Source organism: Catenulispora sp. EB89 (assembly GCF_041261445.1).
GTDB lineage: Bacteria > Actinomycetota > Actinomycetes > Streptomycetales > Catenulisporaceae > Catenulispora.
Genome location: NZ_JBGCCU010000027.1, coordinates 1 through 17,581, shown reverse-complemented (window position 1 = coordinate 17,581; position 17,581 = coordinate 1). Strand labels below are relative to the sequence as shown.

At 71.8% G+C, this 17,581-nt stretch carries 15 protein-coding genes; 7 read left to right on the top strand and 8 right to left on the bottom strand.

The genetic code is table 11. The features are described 5' to 3' along the window. Nucleotides 1-877: 877 nt before the first annotated feature. From ABH920_RS39650 to ABH920_RS39635, 4 genes are all read left to right on the top strand, one after another. A complete protein-coding gene (locus tag ABH920_RS39650; protein ID WP_370354457.1) occupies nucleotides 878-1,672 on the top strand; it encodes an ABC transporter permease in 795 nt (264 codons plus the stop codon). Further along, nucleotides 1,665-2,561: an ABC transporter permease gene (locus ABH920_RS39645; RefSeq protein WP_370354456.1), complete on the top strand. Its 897-nt coding sequence runs from the start codon at nucleotides 1,665-1,667 to the stop codon at nucleotides 2,559-2,561. Before ABH920_RS39650 ends, ABH920_RS39645 begins: the two co-directional genes overlap by 8 nt. Before the next feature lie 5 nt (nucleotides 2,562-2,566). Then, the gene (locus ABH920_RS39640; protein ID WP_370354455.1) at nucleotides 2,567-3,529 is read left to right on the top strand and encodes an ATP-binding cassette domain-containing protein; all 963 of its coding nucleotides are present in this window, start codon (nucleotides 2,567-2,569) and stop codon (nucleotides 3,527-3,529) included. A gap of 62 nt (nucleotides 3,530-3,591) precedes the next feature. After that, entirely contained in the window at nucleotides 3,592-5,490 is a 1,899-nt protein-coding gene (locus ABH920_RS39635; RefSeq protein ID WP_370354454.1) for a serine/threonine-protein kinase, read from the top strand. Between the two features lie 8 nt (nucleotides 5,491-5,498). Here ABH920_RS39635 and ABH920_RS39630 read toward each other — a convergent pair whose 3' ends face one another. Then, entirely contained in the window at nucleotides 5,499-6,080 is a 582-nt protein-coding gene (locus ABH920_RS39630; RefSeq protein WP_370354453.1) for a TetR/AcrR family transcriptional regulator, read from the bottom strand. A gap of 49 nt (nucleotides 6,081-6,129) precedes the next feature. On the opposite strand from ABH920_RS39630, the gene ABH920_RS39625 reads away from it, so the two are divergent. Next, on the top strand, nucleotides 6,130-6,939 hold the full coding sequence (locus tag ABH920_RS39625; RefSeq protein WP_370354452.1) for a class I SAM-dependent methyltransferase: 810 nt from the start codon (nucleotides 6,130-6,132) through the stop codon (nucleotides 6,937-6,939). Nucleotides 6,940-7,056: 117 nt separating this feature from the next. Here the strand turns inward: ABH920_RS39625 and ABH920_RS39620 are convergent, their stop codons facing one another. The 7 genes from ABH920_RS39620 to ABH920_RS39590 all read right to left on the bottom strand — a co-directional run bounded on the left by ABH920_RS39620 (nucleotide 7,057) and on the right by ABH920_RS39590 (nucleotide 15,742). Continuing rightward, entirely contained in the window at nucleotides 7,057-7,932 is an 876-nt protein-coding gene (locus ABH920_RS39620) for a shikimate dehydrogenase (RefSeq protein WP_370354451.1), read from the bottom strand. Continuing rightward, nucleotides 7,904-9,994 (bottom strand): endolytic transglycosylase MltG, encoded by a 2,091-nt coding sequence (gene mltG, locus ABH920_RS39615; RefSeq protein ID WP_370354450.1) that lies wholly within the window; start codon nucleotides 9,992-9,994, stop codon nucleotides 7,904-7,906. The genes ABH920_RS39620 and mltG overlap by 29 nt, the downstream gene beginning before the upstream one ends. Continuing rightward, a complete protein-coding gene (ruvX, locus tag ABH920_RS39610; RefSeq protein WP_370354591.1) occupies nucleotides 9,994-10,467 on the bottom strand; it encodes a Holliday junction resolvase RuvX in 474 nt (157 codons plus the stop codon). Before ruvX ends, mltG begins: the two co-directional genes overlap by 1 nt. A 245-nt stretch (nucleotides 10,468-10,712) precedes the next feature. After that, nucleotides 10,713-13,382: an alanine--tRNA ligase gene (gene alaS, locus ABH920_RS39605; RefSeq protein ID WP_370354449.1), complete on the bottom strand. Its 2,670-nt coding sequence runs from the start codon at nucleotides 13,380-13,382 to the stop codon at nucleotides 10,713-10,715. A 114-nt stretch (nucleotides 13,383-13,496) separates the two neighbouring features. Next, nucleotides 13,497-13,796, bottom strand: coding sequence for a hypothetical protein (locus ABH920_RS39600; protein WP_370354448.1), 300 nt, complete (start codon nucleotides 13,794-13,796; stop codon nucleotides 13,497-13,499). 7 nt (nucleotides 13,797-13,803) lie between these two features. Further along, complete coding sequence (locus ABH920_RS39595) at nucleotides 13,804-14,229, bottom strand: DUF948 domain-containing protein (RefSeq protein WP_194907910.1); 426 nt, start codon at nucleotides 14,227-14,229, stop codon at nucleotides 13,804-13,806. Nucleotides 14,230-14,350: 121 nt separating this feature from the next. Continuing rightward, on the bottom strand, nucleotides 14,351-15,742 hold the full coding sequence (locus ABH920_RS39590; RefSeq protein WP_370354447.1) for a replication-associated recombination protein A: 1,392 nt from the start codon (nucleotides 15,740-15,742) through the stop codon (nucleotides 14,351-14,353). A gap of 65 nt (nucleotides 15,743-15,807) precedes the next feature. Here ABH920_RS39590 and ABH920_RS39585 point away from each other — a divergent pair, with 65 nt between their 5' ends. Together ABH920_RS39585 and ABH920_RS39580 are read left to right on the top strand one after the other, a co-directional pair. Next, nucleotides 15,808-16,593 carry a GNAT family N-acetyltransferase gene (locus ABH920_RS39585; RefSeq protein ID WP_370354446.1) on the top strand — a complete coding sequence of 262 codons (786 nt, stop codon included), beginning with the start codon at nucleotides 15,808-15,810 and terminating at the stop codon, nucleotides 16,591-16,593. Beyond that, entirely contained in the window at nucleotides 16,590-17,261 is a 672-nt protein-coding gene (locus ABH920_RS39580; protein ID WP_370354445.1) for an ATP-binding cassette domain-containing protein, read from the top strand. Before ABH920_RS39585 ends, ABH920_RS39580 begins: the two co-directional genes overlap by 4 nt. Nucleotides 17,262-17,581 lie beyond the last annotated feature (320 nt).

The following is a 17,581-nucleotide window of genomic DNA, read 5'->3' as shown; positions in this document are numbered from 1 at the left end:
CGGTCGCGGCGGGGGTCGGGTCGGGAGCCGCTGAGGCGGTGGTGGCAGGGGCGGTGATGTCGGCGGCGGTGGTGGCGGGGGTGGGGGTTGGGTGGGGCGGAGGCGGCGGGGGTGGTGGAGGGTGCCGGCGGCGCGCGCTATACATATATGAAGGGGTGGTTGTGGTCTAACTTGCACCCGGCGGGTCGGGCGGTGCTGCGGTTTGTGGGCAGGCGGCGGTTAGTTCTTTGGTTTTAGAGGCTTTTTACGGCTTCGCCTAAGGTTTGATGACCTCGCGGGGGGACGCAGTTCGGTGGTGCGCCGCAGGTTGCGCTGGCGGCCGGCGGTGTTCGTGTCCACGACCACGCACCGGTCCGAGTCACTGCGCACACGTCAGGTGGGCGGGCGGCGGCCGCGTGTGGTGGGTGCCTGAAGTCAAAAGCAGGCGCCTCCGGCGGGGGCACTCGAGACTCTGAGGGATCCCCAACCCCCCGCCTCGGCGGCGGTCCGAATGTTGGTCGCCGAGTCCCGGATCCCTCGTCGCTGACGTCGCCCTAAAGGGAACCATCCCGGCCTGGCGGGGTAAAGCCGCATCACACGCTGCTGTGGTCCGGTTTCGTCCGGCTTGACCCCGCCAGTCCGGGATGGTTGTGCAAGCACCGCCGACAGCGACGAGGGATCCGGGACAACCCCCACTGTGTGAAAACCATGCACGAGGTGCCGTGGAGCCGGGCCGGCGGCGCCGGTCACCGCGCGACGTTGTCAGCTGGCTGACGGTCTACAAGCGAAAACCAGCGGCCTCGCGGCCGGCGCCGTAGCTCCGCTCCGGCAAATCCCGTTGCGTAGCGCAGCCGGGCGCTGGCACAGTGCCAAGTTCGCCCTCGGAAGGACAGGACCCTTGGTCGTCTATGCCCTGATCACCCGACAAGCTTTCCGGCGCTACCTCACCTACCGCGGCGCGTTGTTCGGCGGCGTGCTCGCCAACACTGTGTTCGGTGTCATCAAGGCCTTCATCATGACCGCCGTGTGGCGTCAGCGGGCGACCATCGGCGGCTATGGCCTGGCCGACGCGCTCACCTATGTCTTCCTCGCGCAGGCCATGATCGGGCCGATGTCGCTGCTCGCCAATGGGCTCGACATCCCCGCTCGCGTGCGCTCCGGGGACATCGGGACCGACTTGTTCCGGCCCGTCGACTTCCAGAACTACTGGTTGGCCACCGATTTGGGGCGTGCGGGGTTCGCGCTGCTCGGGCGTAGTGTCGTGCCCTTCGTGATCGGGGGGCTGCTGTTCCACCTGCACGTGCCCGAGGATCCGCGGGTCTGGGCCGCGTTCCTGGTGGCGGTGTTCCTGGGGACGGTCGTCAGCTTCGCGCTGCGCTACCTCGCGGCGATGTCCGCGTTCTGGCTGCTCGACGAGAAGGGCGTGACCGGGCTGGCCAACGTCCTCACCTCCTTCCTCGGCGGCATGATCGTGCCGTTGGTGCTCTTTCCCGGGTGGCTGGGGCACCTGGCGCGGATGCTGCCGTGGGCCTCGCTGGTGCAGCTGCCGGCGGACGTGTTCCTCGGCAAGCGGACCGGGGCCGCGGTCGGCGGGGCGTACCTGTTCGAGGCCGGGTGGGCGGTGGCGCTGCTGCTGGCCGGGCGGCTGGTCACGCGGCGGGCCCGGCACCGGGTGGTGGTCCAGGGTGGCTGAGTCGCATCTTGAGCCGCGGATGGAGCCGGAGCCGCGCTTCGATGCCCGTGCCGAGTACCGGTTCGAGAACCGCTTCGAGCGGAGGCCGCCGGGAGTCGTGGCGACCTATATGTTGACCGCGCGCATGTGGGCCCGGTCCGCGCTCCAGTACCGGGCCTCCATGGTGCTGACGATGCTGAACTCCGGCGTCACCGCCAGCCTGGAGCTGCTCGGCATCCTGGTCGTGTTCGGCAACGTCAGCTCGATCGGCGGTTTCTCGCTGTCGGAGGCCCTGTACCTCTACGGGACCGCGCAGGCCGCGTTCTTCACCAGCGACCTGCTGTTCACCGGGACCGAGTATCTGGCCGACCGCATCCGGCTGGGCACCTTCGACAGCCTGCTGGTGCGGCCGGTCGGAGTGCTGCCGCAGGTGTTCGCCGACCAGTTCACACCGCGGCGCCTGGCACCGCTGGTCCCGGCGTATGCCGCATTGGCGATCGGGGTGGCCGAGGCGCCGGTGCACTGGACGCTGCTGCGCGTCGCGATGGTGCCCTACACGCTGCTGGTCGGGGTGGCCGTCTTCGGCGCGGTGTGGATCCTGGTCGGGGCCTTCCAGATCGTCGCGGCGGACGCCTCGGAGGTGATGAACAGCGTCACCTACGGCGGCCAGTTCATGACCTCCTACCCCTTGTCCCTCTACGGCCGGAACCTGATGCTGTTCCTGACCTTCGGTCTCCCGCTGGCCTACGTGAACTGGCAGCCCACGCTCTACGTCCTGGGCCACGCCGACCCGCTCGGCACGCCCTCGGTCCTGCGCTTCGCCGGGCCGCTGTTCGCCGCCGCCCTGTGGGGCCTGGCCCTGCTCGCCTGGCGCGCCGCGCTGCGCCACCACCGATCCACCGGGAGCTGACCGCCGTGATCTGTGTTTCCAAACCGATCATCGAAGCCGAGAACCTGTCGAAGACCTACACGCTGCGCAAGAAGGCCGGCCGCCTGAAACGGGAGCGGACCACCGTCGAGGCGGTCCGCGACCTGAACCTGTCCGTCGCCGAGGGCGAGCTGCTGGGCTACATCGGGCCCAACGGCGCGGGCAAGTCCACCTCCATCAAGATGTTCACCGGCATCCTGTCCCCCTCGGCCGGGAAGCTGCGCGTCGCGGGGCTGGAGCCGATCCGGGACCGCAAGCAGCTGGCGCGGCGCATCGGCGTGGTCTTCGGGCAGCGCACGACGCTGTGGTGGGACCTGCCGCTGCGCGACTCCTTCGCGCTGCTGCACCGCATGTACTCCGTCCCGGACGCGCGCTTCGCGGCCAACCTCAAGCGCTACGTCGGCCTGCTCGAACTGGAGCCGCTGCTCGACACCCCGGTGCGCCAGCTCAGCCTCGGCCAGCGGATGCGCGGCGACCTGACCGCGGCGCTGCTGCACGACCCGGCCGTGCTCTACCTGGACGAGCCGACGATCGGCCTGGACGTCACCAGCAAGGCGGTGGTCCGCGAGTTCCTGTCCGAGCTGAACCGGGAGCAGGGCACGACGATCCTGCTCACCACCCACGACCTGGACGACATCGAGCTCCTGTGCCGCCGGGTGGTGGTCATCGACCACGGGACCGTCGCCTACGACGGCGAGCTGGCCGCGCTGCGGGCCCGGGTGGCCCCGGACCGGACGCTGGTCGTGGACCTGGCCGCGCCGGGCCCGGCGATCGACGTGCCGGGGGCGAAGGTGACGCGCGTGGACGGCCCGCGGCAGTGGCTGGCGTTCCCCGCCGAGGCGAACGCGGCGGCTCTGGTGGCCGCGATCGCGGCGCGCTACGAGTTGCTCGACGTCTCCATCCGGGACGCAGACATCGAAGAAGTTATTCGCAACCTGTACACAGGCTGATACGGTAACCGCGCAATCTCGGGCGTGGCTGGTGAACTGCAGCGATTCAACTGGGAGGCGCGTTGGCCGGATGGACGGTTCCCGGGTACACCGAAACCCGGGTACTCGGCACTGGGGAGACCGGCCGGATCGTCGAGGCCGTGCACGACGCGAGCGGCGACCGGGTCACGATCACGTACCCGGGTGCCAAGCTGTGCTCGGACCCGGCGTTCCGGGAGCGCTTCCGCGACGAGGCGGAACGGCTCGCGAGTCTGGCGCACCCGAACGTGGTGCGGGTGCGCGAGCTGGTGGAGACCGCCGCCGCGGTCGCGCTGATCAGCGAGGCGGTGGAGGGCGCGACACTGCGGAGGGTGCTCGCGACCTCGGCCCCGCTGACGCCGGAGGCGGCGCTCGCGGTGCTGAAGGCGTCGCTGGCCGGGCTCGGCGCGGCGCAGGAGGTCGGCGTCGTACACCGCGACTACCAGCCGTCGAACGTGGTGATCGGCACCGACGGGGTCGGCGCGGTGGGCGGTTTCGGCCTCGCCGTACGGACCGAGGCGATGATGCCGGCGGCCGGTACGCCTTCTTATATGGCGCCGGAGCTGTGGGAGGGGGCGACGCCGCGGTCGGTGACCGACATGTACGCGGTCACGGCGACGTTCTACGAGTGCCTGACGGGACGGGTGCCGTACGCGGCGGATTCCGTGTTCGAGCTGCAGACGCTGCACCGCGCGGCGCCGATACCCGTGGCCGACGTGCCCGCCGCGGTGCGGCCGCTGCTGGCGCAGGGGCTGGCCAAGACGCCGGTGGAGCGGCCGGCCGATACGGCGGACTTCCTCGCCGAGCTGGAAGCGGCCGCGGTCGTGGAGTTCGGGATGGAGTGGGAGGAGCGCGGGCGGTGGGAGTTGGCGGCGCTGGTGGCGGCGGTGGCGGCGGTGGCGACGGTGGCGACGATTCCTGAGGAAGAGGCCGTTGCCGAGGCGCCGACGAGCGTACTGCCGGTGGTGGCCGGGGCTGGTGCCGGAGCGGCTGCGGTCGCCGGGGCGTCGGACGGTCAGACCATCTGGTACCGGGAGGACGGCTCGTCGGACTCGTCGGACGAGGACGGCGAGGGGATGGGGCGCGGCACCAAGGCCGGGCTCGCCGCGGCCGCGATCGCGGTGATCGGCGCGGTGGTGGCGGCGGTGGCGTTCGCCCCCGGGAAGCACGCGGCGGCGGCCACCGGACCGTCGGGGCAGCTCGTCGTGACGCCGACCGACTCGTCGTCGGTGACCGACGATTCGTCGCCGGGGCTGGCTGCGGGAGGCGCGCCGACACCCGGTTCGAGCAGCGCGGACAGCAGTTCTCCGGCGAAGACGGCGACCAGCGGCCCGACCTCGCCGACCTCCGCGACGACGACGGTCACGGCGCCACTGTCGTCGGCGACGCCGATCGGCCTGCCGTTGTCGAGCCCGGGCCCGACCGGGCCGGGCCCCAGCTATCCGCCGCCGCCGTCGACGACGGTTCCGAGCACGCCACCCGGCAGCACAGGGCCGACGACTCCGCCGAGCGTCGCGGTGACCGTCTCGGCAGACGCGGCCATAGCGAACGGCAAGTACCACGGGCCGTGTCCGCCCGCTGATCTGCCGACCGGGACGGTGACGTTCACCGTCGCGGGGCTGCCGGCCGGCGGCACGGTGCCGATCACCTATCACTGGCGCCTGGCCGGCGGCGGGGCCGGCGGCGCCGCGGGCGGGACAGTCGGGGGCGGCGCGACGATCACCGCGCACGACGGCTCCGTGTCGGATCAGTTCAAGGTCTGGGACGACCAGCGCGCCCAGAAAGGGCTGTCCGGCACGGTCGACATCACCTGGAGCGCGCCGGGCACGTCCGGAGGCACGACCAGCGCCGGATCCGTCGACGTCGCCTGCACGCCGAGCGGCGGCGGGACCGGGACCGGTCCCACCAGCTCGACCGGCAACAGCACCGGCACCACCAGCTGAACTCTGAACTACCCCAGGCCCAACGCCTCGACGACGAACCGCCGGACCTCGCCGAAGGACGGCGGCCCGTCGTCGCGCCCGGCGGCGGCCAGCTGCGTGGACCCGACCAGCATCAGCGTCTTGAGTTCGGGATCGAACCCGGCCGGCAGCCGGCCCAGAGCGCGCTCGGCCTCCAGGTAGCCGACGACCATGCGCGTGCCCTCGGTCAGCACCGGCAGGCCGGGGACGCCGGCCGCGCGCAGCCGGGCCCGGAGCCCGTCGCGGAAGGTCACGAGCACCAGCACGTGCTGCGCCACCGAGCCGAAGAAGTCGGTCAGCGCCTCGGCCAGGTTGTCGGCGAGATCGCCCTGCCCGGCGCGGGCCCGCAGGCGCTCGTCCTGCTCGGCGACCCGGCGCGCGCACTCGATGAGGTAGTCGGCGAGGAAGGCGTCGAAGTCGGCGAAGTGCCGGTGCAGCACGCCCTTGGCCACGCCGGCCTCGTCGGTGACCGCACGGCTGGTCAGCGCGGCCGGGCCGGCCCCGAGCAGGACCCGCTCGGCGGCGTCGAAGAGCTGCCGGCGGGGGTCGCGGATGGCGATGCCGGTGGGCAACGGCGGGTCCTTCCTGGCGGAGTGGGCGGGCGCCCATTAGAGTGGGCGCATGACCACTATAGCCGGAGACACCCCGCCTGAGCAGCCGAGCACGCCGATCGCCGAGTCGTTCGGCGACGACCCCGAGCGCTACAACCGCGCCCGGCCGGACTACCCGCGCGCGCTGATCGACCGCATCGTGGCCGGCCGGACCGGTCGCACCGTGCTGGACGTCGGCTGCGGCACCGGCATCGCCGCCCGACAGTTCCAGGCCGCCGGCTGCGAGGTCACCGGCGTCGAGCCGGACAAGCGCATGGCGGCATACGCGGCCGAACGCGGCTTGCGCGTCGAGATCGCGAAGTTCGAGGACTGGGACCCGGCCGGCCGTGTCTTCGACACGCTGACCGCCGGAATGACCTGGCACTGGGTCGATCCGGTGGCGGGCGCCGCGCAGGCGGCACGCGTCGTGCGACCCGGCGGCCGGATCGCGTTGTTCTGGAACGCCTTCCAGCTGCCGCCGGACCTCGCGACGGCGTTCGCGAAGGTCTACGCCGAACTCCGGCCGGAGATGCCGACCTTCCAGACCGGCGGCGCCCAGTTCAGCAAGGACATCTACGCACCACTCCTGGCCAGCACCGCCGACCGCCTGCACGAAGCAGGCTTCGAACCCGCCGACCAGTGGCGCGACGAATGGCAGCGCACATACACGAGCGCCGAGTGGGTGGACCTGTTCCCGACATTCGGCGGCCACGCGCTGCTGCCGCGCCAGAAGGTAGCCGCGCTACAGAAGGCGATCGGCGCGGAGGTGGACGCGGCCGGCGGGGAGTTCGTGGTGGAGTACGCGACGGTCACGGTGACCGCTGTGCGGGCCAGCAGCTGAAAGCACTGCTTCCCAGTACTCCGCGTCGCCGCCAACGGCGCCAGTACTCGGCCGGACATCAGCTCCATCCCACCAACATCGCGCCGCACCGATGTGAGCAGCCGCCGCGATCGCCCCTCAGCGAGCCGAAAGCGCCGCCTCCCCCGCGACCCGCATCGCGGCCAGTGGCGCCGGCGCGCGGCCGGTCATCAGCTCCACCTGCAGCACCGCCTGGTGCACCAGCAGGTCCAGGCCGCCGAGGACCGCGCCGCCGTGGGCCGTCCAGGCGGCGGCCAGGGGGGTGGGCCAGGGGTGGTAGAGCACGTCGAAGAGGGTGCCGGGGGTCGGTGGGACCGCCTGGGCGAGGTCGTCGGTCGCGCCGGTCGGGGTGGTGCTGATCACGAGTTCGTGCTCGAACGCCGCCGGGGCGTCTTTCCAGTCGCGGATGCGGATCGGGGTGCCGACCGCTTCGGCGATCGCGTGGATTTCGGCGTCGCGGGCTCGGTTGCGGATGAAGACCTCGACCTCGCTCTTGGCGATGCCCGACAGGGCCGACAGGGCCGAGGACGCGGTCGCGCCGGCGCCGAGGACCGCCGCCGAGGCGGCCTCGGTCACGGCGCGTTCGGCCAGGGCGTTGACGAGGCCTGGCACGTCGGTGTTGGTGCCGGTGCGGGAGCCGTCCGCAGCGAACAGCACCGTGTTCACCGCCTCGACCGCGCGGGCCGTCGCGCTCACCTCGTCGAGCAGGGGGATCACCGCGCGCTTGAGGGGCATGGTCAGGGACAGGCCGGCCCAGGAGGCGTCGAGGCCGGACAGGAAGTCCGGGAGCGACGCCTCGTCGACGTCGTGCGCGTCGTAGGTCCAGTCGGTCAGCCCGAGCGCGGTGTACGCGGCCCGGTGCAGGACCGGGGACAGCGAGTGCGCGATCGGGCTGCCGAGGACGGCGGCGTGGCGGATCAGGTCGGGTTCCTCACTGCGAAGGTCCTCACTGCGAAGCGGCGCAGGCCTTGTCACGTTGCGACTGCTCGTACTTGGTGTAGAAGTTCGTGCCGGTCGCGGTGACGCACCAGTAGTAGTCGCCCTCGTGCGTCGGCGCCAGCGCGGCCTTGATCATGTCGTCCGACGTGAGGTAGACCGGCGTCGGCGGCAGACCGTGGTGCGGCGCGTAGGTCGAGTAGCGGTTGGTCGGGTCCTGGACCTGGGCCGCGCTCGGGAGCTTGCCGCCGGCGAGGTGGCCGATCATGTACAGCGCCGTGGAGTCGACGCCCAGGTAGTCGTTGGCCTTCAGACGCGCGTAGACGCCCTCGGCGACCCGGGCGCCGTCGGTCGGGTCGGTGACCTCGCCCTCGGCGATCGAGGCGACAGTCAGCACCTGTTCCGGCGTGCACTTGGCGGTGCCACAGGTCAGCGTCGCGGACTTGGCCACGAAGTTGATGCTGTTCAGGTACGCCATGCGGTTCGTGACCATCTGTGTCAGCACGCTCTTGGGCGTGTCGGACGACGTCAGCGAGTACGTGCCCGGCTCGAGCATCCCCTCGATGGTGAACTGGTGCGTCCCGGAGTCCACCGACCACGGCGGCAGCCCGATCGTGTTGCCCGAGACCGCCGCGTCGAAGTCGGCCTGCTTCCACTTGCGCTTGTCGATCAGGCTCGCGACCACGTCCTTGGCCCACTCGTGCGACGTCACGATTATCTGCGAGGCGTCGGACAGGTTCGACTTCTTCAACAGCTCCAGCACGGCGTTGGAGCCGGAGATCGACGGACAGATCGAGTAGGTCCCGGCGGTGATGCCGGAGGAGCCCTGGTTCTGGTTCGCCGCGTTGACGTAGGCCCGCGCGCTCTTGACCACGCCGGCGGTGACCAGCGCGTTCGCTATCTGCGATCCGGTCGCGCCGCGGGGGATGTCGACCGGGACCTTCGCGGCGGCCGCGCAGTTCGCCGCCGCGGTGAAGTCGGGGGCCGGACCGTACTTGCCCTTGTAGTACGAGTAGCCGGCGTACATGCAGCCGCCGAACAGGCTCAGGATACCGACGAGCACGAACAGCGGCGCCCAGGCCCGCAGCTTGCCGCCGCGGCGGCGCGGGGGCTGCTCCTCGAAGAAGCCGTCCTGGTCGCCCCAGTCGCCGCCGCCCTGGTCGTAACCCTGCTCGTAGCCGCTCTGCGCGTACTCCTCCTCGGCGGCGCCGCGACGGCCCCGGCCGCCCCGGCGTCCGCGCGAGCGGCTCGCCCGGCCGCCGTCGTCCCAGCCCTCGCTGCCGTGCTCGGCGTAGCCGTCGTCGGCGGGGGTGGAGCCGGCGGTCGAGGTTCCGGTGTCGCCCCAGCCGTCGTCGGTGTACGGGTCCGCCGCGGTCGTGGTGGTCCCGCGGCCGGCGCCGTAAGGGTCCTGCGACGGCTGCGCGTAGGGGTCGATGACCTCGCTCTGCACGACCTTCGGGCCCGGGCGGGCGGCGCGGCGGCCGCCGCGCGGGGCGCCGGCGTCCGGCGCCGCGGCCGGCGGGCCGTAGCCCTGCGGCGCCTGCTGGCCGTAGCCGGGCTGCTGGTAACCCGGCTGGGCCTGCTGGCCCGGCTGGCCCGGCTGCCCTTGCTGGCCGTAGCCCTGCGGCGCCTGCGCCTGCTGGCCGTACTGCCCCTGCTGCGGCGGCTGGCCGTAGCCGCGCGTGCCGCCGCCGGGCTGCCCCTGCTGGCCGGGGATCGGCGCGGCCGGCTGGCCCGGCTGGCCGTACCCGCGCTGCTGCTGGCCGTAGCCGCGCTGCTGACCGTACTGGTCCTGCTGGCCGGCCTGGCCCTGCGGGGCCTGCCCGGCCTGCTGGCCCTGCTGACCCGGCTGTCCGTAGCCCGGCTGCTGACCGTAAGCACCCTGCTGCTGTCCGTACCCCTGCTGACCGTACGAACCCTGCTGCCGGCCGTAGCCCCGGTCGTAACCGGACTGCTGCTGGCCCTGCTGACCCTGCTGGTCCTGCTCCTGGTCGTACGACGACGGATCCTGCCCATACGGATCCGACGGCTGTGCATCGGCCCTCCGGCGGCCCCGCCCCTGAGGCGCGTCGCCCCCGTATCGCCAATCGCCGTCGCTCATCAGTTGCCGTCCTCCAGCTGGACCATCGTGCCGGGCGGACGTCCGGACATCCGTTCGGCATCAAGTGCGTTCTGCAAGATAACCACGGCGGCCGCTTGGTCTACCACCGATCTGCCCTTCTTGGCCTTGACGCCCGAGGCGCGCAGACCCTGTGTCGCGGTGACCGTGGAGAGCCGCTCGTCGACGAGCCGGACCGGACGCTGCGGACCCAGGCGGCGGGCCAGATCCCGGGCGTAGGCCCGGATCTTGGCCGCGGCCGGGCCCTCGCCGCCGGACAGCGAGCGCGGCAGGCCGACCACGACCTCGAAGGCCTCGTACTCGGCGGCCAGGGCCGCCAGGCGGTCCAGGGAGCCCCGGCGCGGCTCGGCCTTCACCGTCTCCACCGGGGTGGCGAGCAGGCCGTCGCGGTCGCAGGAGGCGACGCCGATCCGGACTGTGCCGACGTCCACCCCCAGCCGCACGCCGCGGCGCATCTCGCGCTGCGGGGACGGTTCCGGGACCTCCGGCAGTTCCATGATCCGCGGTCCTCCTTCCGCCCGGGCACGGCCCACTCCAACCGTGACGCGTCCGTGACCGTACCCGGTTCCGGCCTCCGCTGTCGCCTCCGGCGCCGATAAACCGATTTGCCGGACACCACATGACAAGGTACGAATCACCGTCGGTGACAGAGCCCGGGACCGGATCCCGGTCCCGGGCCTGGAACTGGCGTGTCCGGAGCCTACGCCGCCACCTTCTCCGCCACCGCGCGGCCGACACCCTCCAGCGCCGCCGGGATCGCCGTGACGTCGGTGCCGCCGCCCTGCGCGACGTCGTCCTTGCCGCCTCCGCCGCCGCCGAGGGTCTTCGCCGCCGAGCGGACCAGCTCGCCCGCCTTCAGGCCGAGCCCGCGCGAGCCCTCGTTGGTCGCGATGACCACCACCGGCCGCTCCCCCGCGCTCGCCGCCACCGCGACCACCGCCGGGCGGGTGCCGAGCCGGCCGCGCACGTCCAGCACCAGCTTGCGCAGGTCGTCCGCGGACGCGCCGTCCGGCGCCTGGTGCGTGACCACCGCGACGCCGTGCACGTCGGTCGCGCCGTCCGCGAGCGAGCCCGCGATCTGCAGCAGCTGGCCCGCCTTGAGCGCGGAGATCTCCTTCTCCGCGTCCCGCAGCTTGGTCATGATGCCGCCGACCCGCTCGACCAGCTCCTCCGGCCGCGCCTTCACGACCTCCGCGAGCTGCGCCACCAGGACGTGCTCGCGCGCCAGGAAGTGGTACGCGTCGGTGCCGACCAGCGCCTCGACGCGGCGCACGCCGGAGCCGATGGAGGACTCCGAGAGCAGCTTCACCAGGCCGAGGCGGCCGGTGTTGTCCACGTGCGTGCCGCCGCAGAGCTCGTGCGCCCACTCGCCGACCGAGACCACGCGGACCCGGTCGCCGTACTTCTCGCCGAACAGCGCCATCGCGCCCATCGCCTTGGCCTCGGGCTGGCTCATCACCTGCGCGGTGACCGTGAGGTCGTCGATCAGCAGCTCGTTGACCCGCTGCTCGACGTCGTTCAGCACCGAGTGCGGCACCGCGCCCGGGGACGCGAAGTCGAAGCGGAAGCGGCCGGGCGAGTTCTCCGAGCCCGCCTGGGTCGCGGTCTCGCCGAGCAGTTCGCGGAACGCCTTGTGAACCATGTGTGTCGCGGTGTGCGCGCGGGAGATCGCCGCGCGCCGCGCGGTGTCCACCTCGCCCCACGCCTCGGTGCCCAGCACGACCTCGCCGTCGCGCACGATCGCCCGGTGCGCGATCAGGTCGCCGACCGGCTTCTGCACGTCCACGACCTCGACCAGCGCGCCGTTGCCGAGCCGGATCAGACCGTGGTCCGCGAGCTGGCCGCCGCCCTCCGCGTAGAAGGGGGTGCGGTCCAGGACCAGCTCCACCTCGTCGCCGGGTTGCGCCGAGCTGCCGACCTGGCCGTTGACCAGCATCGCCTTCAGCAGGCCCTCGGAGGACACCTCGTGGTAGCCGGTGAACGCCGACGGGCCCGCCGCGTCCAGCAGCTCCCGGTACGCCGACATGTCCGCGTGGCCGGTCTTCTTCGCCCGCGCGTCCGCCTTCGCCTGGTCCCGCTGCTCCTTCATCAGGCGGCGGAAGCCCTCTTCGTCGACGCTCAGGCCCGCCTCGGACGCCATCTCCAGGGTCAGGTCGATCGGGAAGCCGAAGGTGTCGTGCAGCTTGAACGCCTGGTCGCCGGAGAACACCGCGCTGCCGGACTTCTTCGCCTCTTCCGCGACCGTCTCGAACATCGCCGAGCCGGTGCGCAGCGTCTGCAGGAAGGAGGTCTCCTCCGCGACCGCGACCGCGATGATGCGCGAGGAGTCCGCGATCAGCTCGGGATAGGCCGGGCCCATCGCCTCGATGGTGGTCTCGGTCAGGTCCTTGATGGTCGCGCCGTGCGCGCCGAGCAGCCGCATGTTGCGGATCGCGCGGCGCATCAGGCGGCGCAGCACGTAGCCGCGGCCCTCGTTGCCCGGCGTGATGCCGTCGCCGATCATCATGGTCGCGGTCTTCACGTGGTCGGTGACCACGCGCAGCGAGACGTCGTTCTTGGTCTCGGCACCGTAGGTGACGCCCGCGATCGACGCCGCCTTGTCCAGGATCGCCCGCGAGGTGTCGATCTCGTAGAGGTTGTTGACGCCCTGCAGGATCGTCGCCAGGCGCTCCAGGCCGAGGCCGGTGTCGATGGACTTGCTGGGGAGCTCGCCGAGGATCGGGAAGCCGCCCTTGTCGCCGCCCGCGCCGCGCTCGAACTGCATGAAGACCAGGTTCCAGAACTCCATGTAGCGCTCGTCGTTCACCGCCGGGCCGCCGGGCTCGCCGAACTCCGGGCCGCGGTCGTAGAAGAGCTCCGAGCACGGGCCGCAGGGCCCGGGCACGCCCATCGACCAGTAGTTCTCCTTCATGCCGAGGCGCTGGATACGCTCGGCCGGGAAGCCCGCCTTCTTCCAGATCTCCTCGGCCTCGTCGTCGTCGAGGTAGACGGTGACCCAGATCTTGTCCGGGTCCAGGCCGAAGCCGCCCTGGTCGACCGGCGTGGTGCACAGCTCCCACGCCATCGGGATGGCGGTCTCCTTGAAGTAGTCCCCGAAGGAGAAGTTGCCGCACATCTGGAAGAACGAGCCGTGCCGGGTGGTCTTGCCGACCTCCTCGATGTCCAGCGTGCGCACGCACTTCTGGACCGAGGTCGCGCGCGGCCAGGGCGCCGGCTGCTCGCCGAGGAAGTACGGCTTGAACGGGGCCATGCCCGCGATGGTGAGCAGGGTGGTCGGGTCGTTCGAGATGAGCGACGCCGACGGGACGACCGTGTGGCCCTTCTTCTGGAAGAAGTCGAGCCAGCGGCGGTGGATCTCCGCGGATTCCATGAGCTTGTCAGCCTTCTAGGAAATGCGGCGCGAGTCGGGCAACGACCCTGGCGCCGCGAGTGATGACGGGGCGTCGGGGTGGGCCGGTTCGGCCGAGCAGGGCGGCGACCGGCCCTAGATAGCTCGCGCCTTCTTGGAGAAACCGTCGCCTTCCGGGTCACGGTCGGTGGTCGGGGGCACGTCGATGCCCAGCGCGACGTTCAGCTCCTCCTCGCGGTCGTGCGCCCGCTCGCGCACGTCCTCGAAGAACTCCTTGACCGAGTCCAGCAGACCGCCGCCGGAGACCGCGGCCCGGTCGGCGATGCCCGCCGGTGTCAGCTCCTTCGCGGTCGCGGTGACCTTGCGGAACACCAGCACACCCGCGGTCGCGCCCATGGACACCCAGAAGAGGCGGCGCACAGTTCCTGTGAACATCGGCCCGTCATCCCTTCTTCTTGTCGGCGCGACGGGCCTTGCGGTCCGCCTTCAGCTCGGCCTTGACCCGCTTGGCCACGTCCTCATTCTTGCGCGAGGTGATGGCCGCGCGCACCCCATAACTGAAGGAGGCCACCTTCACCAGCGGTCCGCCGATCGCCGAGGTGGCGGTGGAGACCAGTCCGGAGACGTTCTTCGACATCGTCTCGACGTTGTCGGTGATGTGGTCGACCTTCACCAGCTGGGCGTTGCCGTTCTTGACCGTGTCGGTGATCTCGTTCAACAGCGGGACGGTCTCCTGGGTGATGCCGGCGACCAGCTTGGTCGTCTCCTTCAGCACCTCGGCCACGCGGACCAGGACGAAGGCGAAGAAGCACACTCCGATCGCGAAGAAGATCGCGAACACCAGTCCGACAATCGCGCCAGCGGACACCAGGGACTCCCTGAAAGTTTGTTATAGGTATTGACGAAACGCTTTACGTTTGGAGACAGCACCCTATCGCGCGGCGGCAGCTCTGCGGCACGGGGCTCGACGGCGTCGCCCCGTCGGCGTGTCAGGAGGCTTCGCCGCCGGGGGCGGGATCGCTGCCGGAGCCGGTGCCGTCCAGCATGGCCCTGACACGGTCGTAGACGTCGGAGTAGCGGGCCTCCGCGCCGTGCCTGGTGGGCTCGTAGTAGCGGCGGTCCTTCACGGCGTCGGGCGCATACTGCTGCGCGGCCACGCCGCCGGGGACGTCGTGGGCGTAGAGGTAGCCCTTCCCGTGCCCGAGGGACTGGGCACCGGAGTAATGAGCGTCACGCAGATGCGGCGGCACCGGGCCGGCCAGGCCCTTGTGCACGTCCCCGAGCGCGGCGCCGATGGCCTTCACGGCGGAGTTCGACTTCGGCGCCAGGGCCAGATGGATGACCGCGTGCGCCAGCGTGATCTGCGCCTCGGGCCAGCCGATGAAGGAGACGGCCTGCATGGCGGCCACCGCGACCTGGAGCGAGCTGGGATCGGCCATGCCGATGTCCTCGCTGGCGGAGATCACCAGACGGCGCGCGATGAAGCGCGGGTCCTCGCCGGCGTCGACCATGCGCGCCAGGTAGTGCAGCGCCGCGTCCACGTCGCTGCCACGCACGGACTTGATGAAGGCGCTGGCGACGTCGTAGTGCTGGTCGCCGTCGCGGTCGTAGCGGACCGCGGCCCGGTCGACCGCCTGCTCCAGGATCTCCAGCGTGAGCTCGGCCGGGACCTCGCCCTTGGCCGCCGCGAGCGCCCCGGCGGCCCCGGCTTCCAGGGCCGTCAGCGCGCGCCGGGCGTCGCCGCCGGCGACCCGGAGCAGGTGGATCTCGGAGTCCGGCGGGAGCGTGACCTTGCCGGCCAGGCCGCGCTCGTCCGCGAGCGCGCGGTGGACGACCTCGCGGACGTCGTCCTCGGTCAGCGGCTGCAGCGTCAGCAGCAGCGAGCGGGACAGCAGCGGGGAGATGACGGAGAAGTGCGGGTTCTCGGTGGTCGCGGCGACCAGCGTGACCCAGCGGTTCTCCACGGCGGGCAGCAGGGAGTCCTGCTGCGCCTTGGAGAAGCGGTGGATCTCGTCGAGGAACAGCAGCGTCTCGCGGCCGTACATCCCGAGCTCGCGCTTGGCCCGGTCCACCACGGCCCGGACCTCCTTGACGCCCGCGTTGATCGCGGACAGCTCGGCGAAGGTGCGGTCGGTGGCGTTGGCCAGGACGTAGGCCAGCGTGGTCTTGCCGGTGCCGGGCGGGCCCCAGAGCAGGATCGAGGCCGGCACGGTGACCCCGTCACCGGCCTTGACCAGGCGCCACAGCGGCGAGCCAGAGCGCAGCAGGTGCTTCTGCCCGACGATCTCGTCCAGCACGCGCGGGCGCATGCGCACCGCGAGCGGGGCCGCGATCCTGGCCTTCTCGGTGCCCGCCTCCTCGAACAAGTCCAGCTGCTCCACGTCACGACCTTAGCGCCCCGGTCTGACAGCGCCGTCCGTCAGACCAGTCCGTCACAATGATCGCCATGACGGAACCCGTGATACGGCGCGTGGAGTCGGCCGAGGAGTTGTTCGCGGTCGCCGGGGGCGACTACCTGCTGCGCTCCGACGCCGCCCCGGAGGAGTCGTTGGAGCAGCAGGGCGTGGGCTGGGTCGCATCCGACGGCGGCTTCGCCTTCGGCGGGTCGGCGGACGGCCCCGGCCTGGTGGACTGGCTGACCGTGATCGGCACGCCGGAGACCGCCGGCGCACTGCTGCGGCAGGCGCTGGAGACGCTGCCGCGGCGGCCGTACGGCTTCTCCGTGCCGCGCGGCACGGACCTGGCGGCGTTCGCCTTCTCGGAGCCGGAGACGTGGGACTTCATGGCGTTCGACCCGGCCTGGGGCGTCGAGCTGCCGGCGGTCCCCGGCGAGGAGCGGGTGACGGAGATGCTGCCCTCCCCCGCCGCCGACGCCGAGATCGCCGGCTTCCTGAAGGTCGCGAACCCCTCGCACTCGGCGAAGCCGGGCTGGGAGGCGATCCAGGCCTGGGGCGTGGTGCGCGACGCGGAGGGGGCCCTGCTGGCGTGCGGCGCGTACTGCCGGCGCGACGGCGGCAACGGCTACCTGGCGTCGATCGGTACCCGGCCGGAGGCGCGCGGCCAGGGCCTCGGGAAGGCGGTGTCGGCCTGGCTGACCCGCCGCTCGCTGGCGAACGGCGACGGCTTCTGCGCCCTCGGCCACTGGCACCCGAACGAACCCGCGCGGCGCGTCTACGCACGCCTCGGATTCCGCACCACGCACCAGATGACGAGCGGGAGGTTCGAGGCGTGAGCCGGTTCGATCTGCGCGAGGTGTCCGTCGAGCGCGACGGGCACCTGATCATCGACCGGGTGACGGCGACCATCGCCCCGGGGCGCTGCACGGCCCTGGTCGGTCCCAGCGGCGCGGGCAAGACGACGCTGCTGCGACTGTTCAACCGCCTCGATGACCCCAGCAGCGGCACGATGCTGCTGGACGGCGCCCCGCTGGAGACGCTCGACGTGCTCGCGCTGCGCCGGCGGGTGGGCCTGGTCGGGCAGCGTCCGGTCCTGGTGACGGCGACAGTGCCGGAGGAACTGCGGGTCGGCGCCCCGGCACTGACCGACGACGAGGCACTGGGGCTGCTGAAGCGAGTCGGGCTGGCGGAGGAGTTCTACGACCGGCCGACCGAGGGCCTGTCCGGCGGCGAGGGCCAGCGCGTGTGCCTGGCCCGCACACTGGCGGTGGGCCCGGAGGTACTGCTGCTGGACGAGCCGACATCCGCGCTGGACCCGGAGGCCGCGACCGCGGTGGAGGAGACGCTGTGCGGGCTGCTCGGCGGCGGGCTGACCGCGATCCTGGTGAGCCACAGCGCCGCGCAGGTGCGGCGGATGGCGGATGACGCGCTGGTGCTGCGCAAGGGGCAGTTGGTGGAGAGCGGGCCGGTCGCAGGGGTCGAGTATGTGAACACGGATGCTTAGTGCGAGCGGCGGTGGGTCGGGCTTTTAGGCGCTCCTGCTTGATGTGTGGGTGCGGCGGGTGCGGTTTGTTTGTGGGCTGACAGTCAAAGGCGTTTTCTTTGCCTGGCGACGCGCTGGCGACCGGCGGGTGTTGCTGGGCACGACCGCACGCGGGTCCGAGTCACTGCGCACACCTGCGGGTGGTGACGTGGCGCGCCCAAGGGCGCGGGAATCCTTCCCACAGGCGGGGTTGTCCCGGATCCCTCGTCGCTGTCGGCGGTGCTTGCACAACCATCCCGGACTGGCGGGGTCAAGCCGGACGAAACCGGACCACAGCAGCG

What these genes read in the sequence shown, in the direction of transcription:
- ABH920_RS39625 (WP_370354452.1), top strand. Translation starts at nt 6,130, where the DNA reads ATGACCACTATAGCCGGAGACACCCCGCCTGAGCAGCCGAGCACGCCG.
- mltG (WP_370354450.1), bottom strand. Translation starts at nt 9,994, where the DNA reads ATGAGCGACGGCGATTGGCGATACGGGGGCGACGCGCCTCAGGGGCGG.
- ruvX (WP_370354591.1), bottom strand. Translation starts at nt 10,467, where the DNA reads ATGCGCCGCGGCGTGCGGCTGGGGGTGGACGTCGGCACAGTCCGGATC.
- alaS (WP_370354449.1), bottom strand. Translation starts at nt 13,382, where the DNA reads ATGGAATCCGCGGAGATCCACCGCCGCTGGCTCGACTTCTTCCAGAAG.
- ABH920_RS39600 (WP_370354448.1), bottom strand. Translation starts at nt 13,796, where the DNA reads ATGTTCACAGGAACTGTGCGCCGCCTCTTCTGGGTGTCCATGGGCGCG.
- ABH920_RS39585 (WP_370354446.1), top strand. Translation starts at nt 15,808, where the DNA reads ATGACGGAACCCGTGATACGGCGCGTGGAGTCGGCCGAGGAGTTGTTC.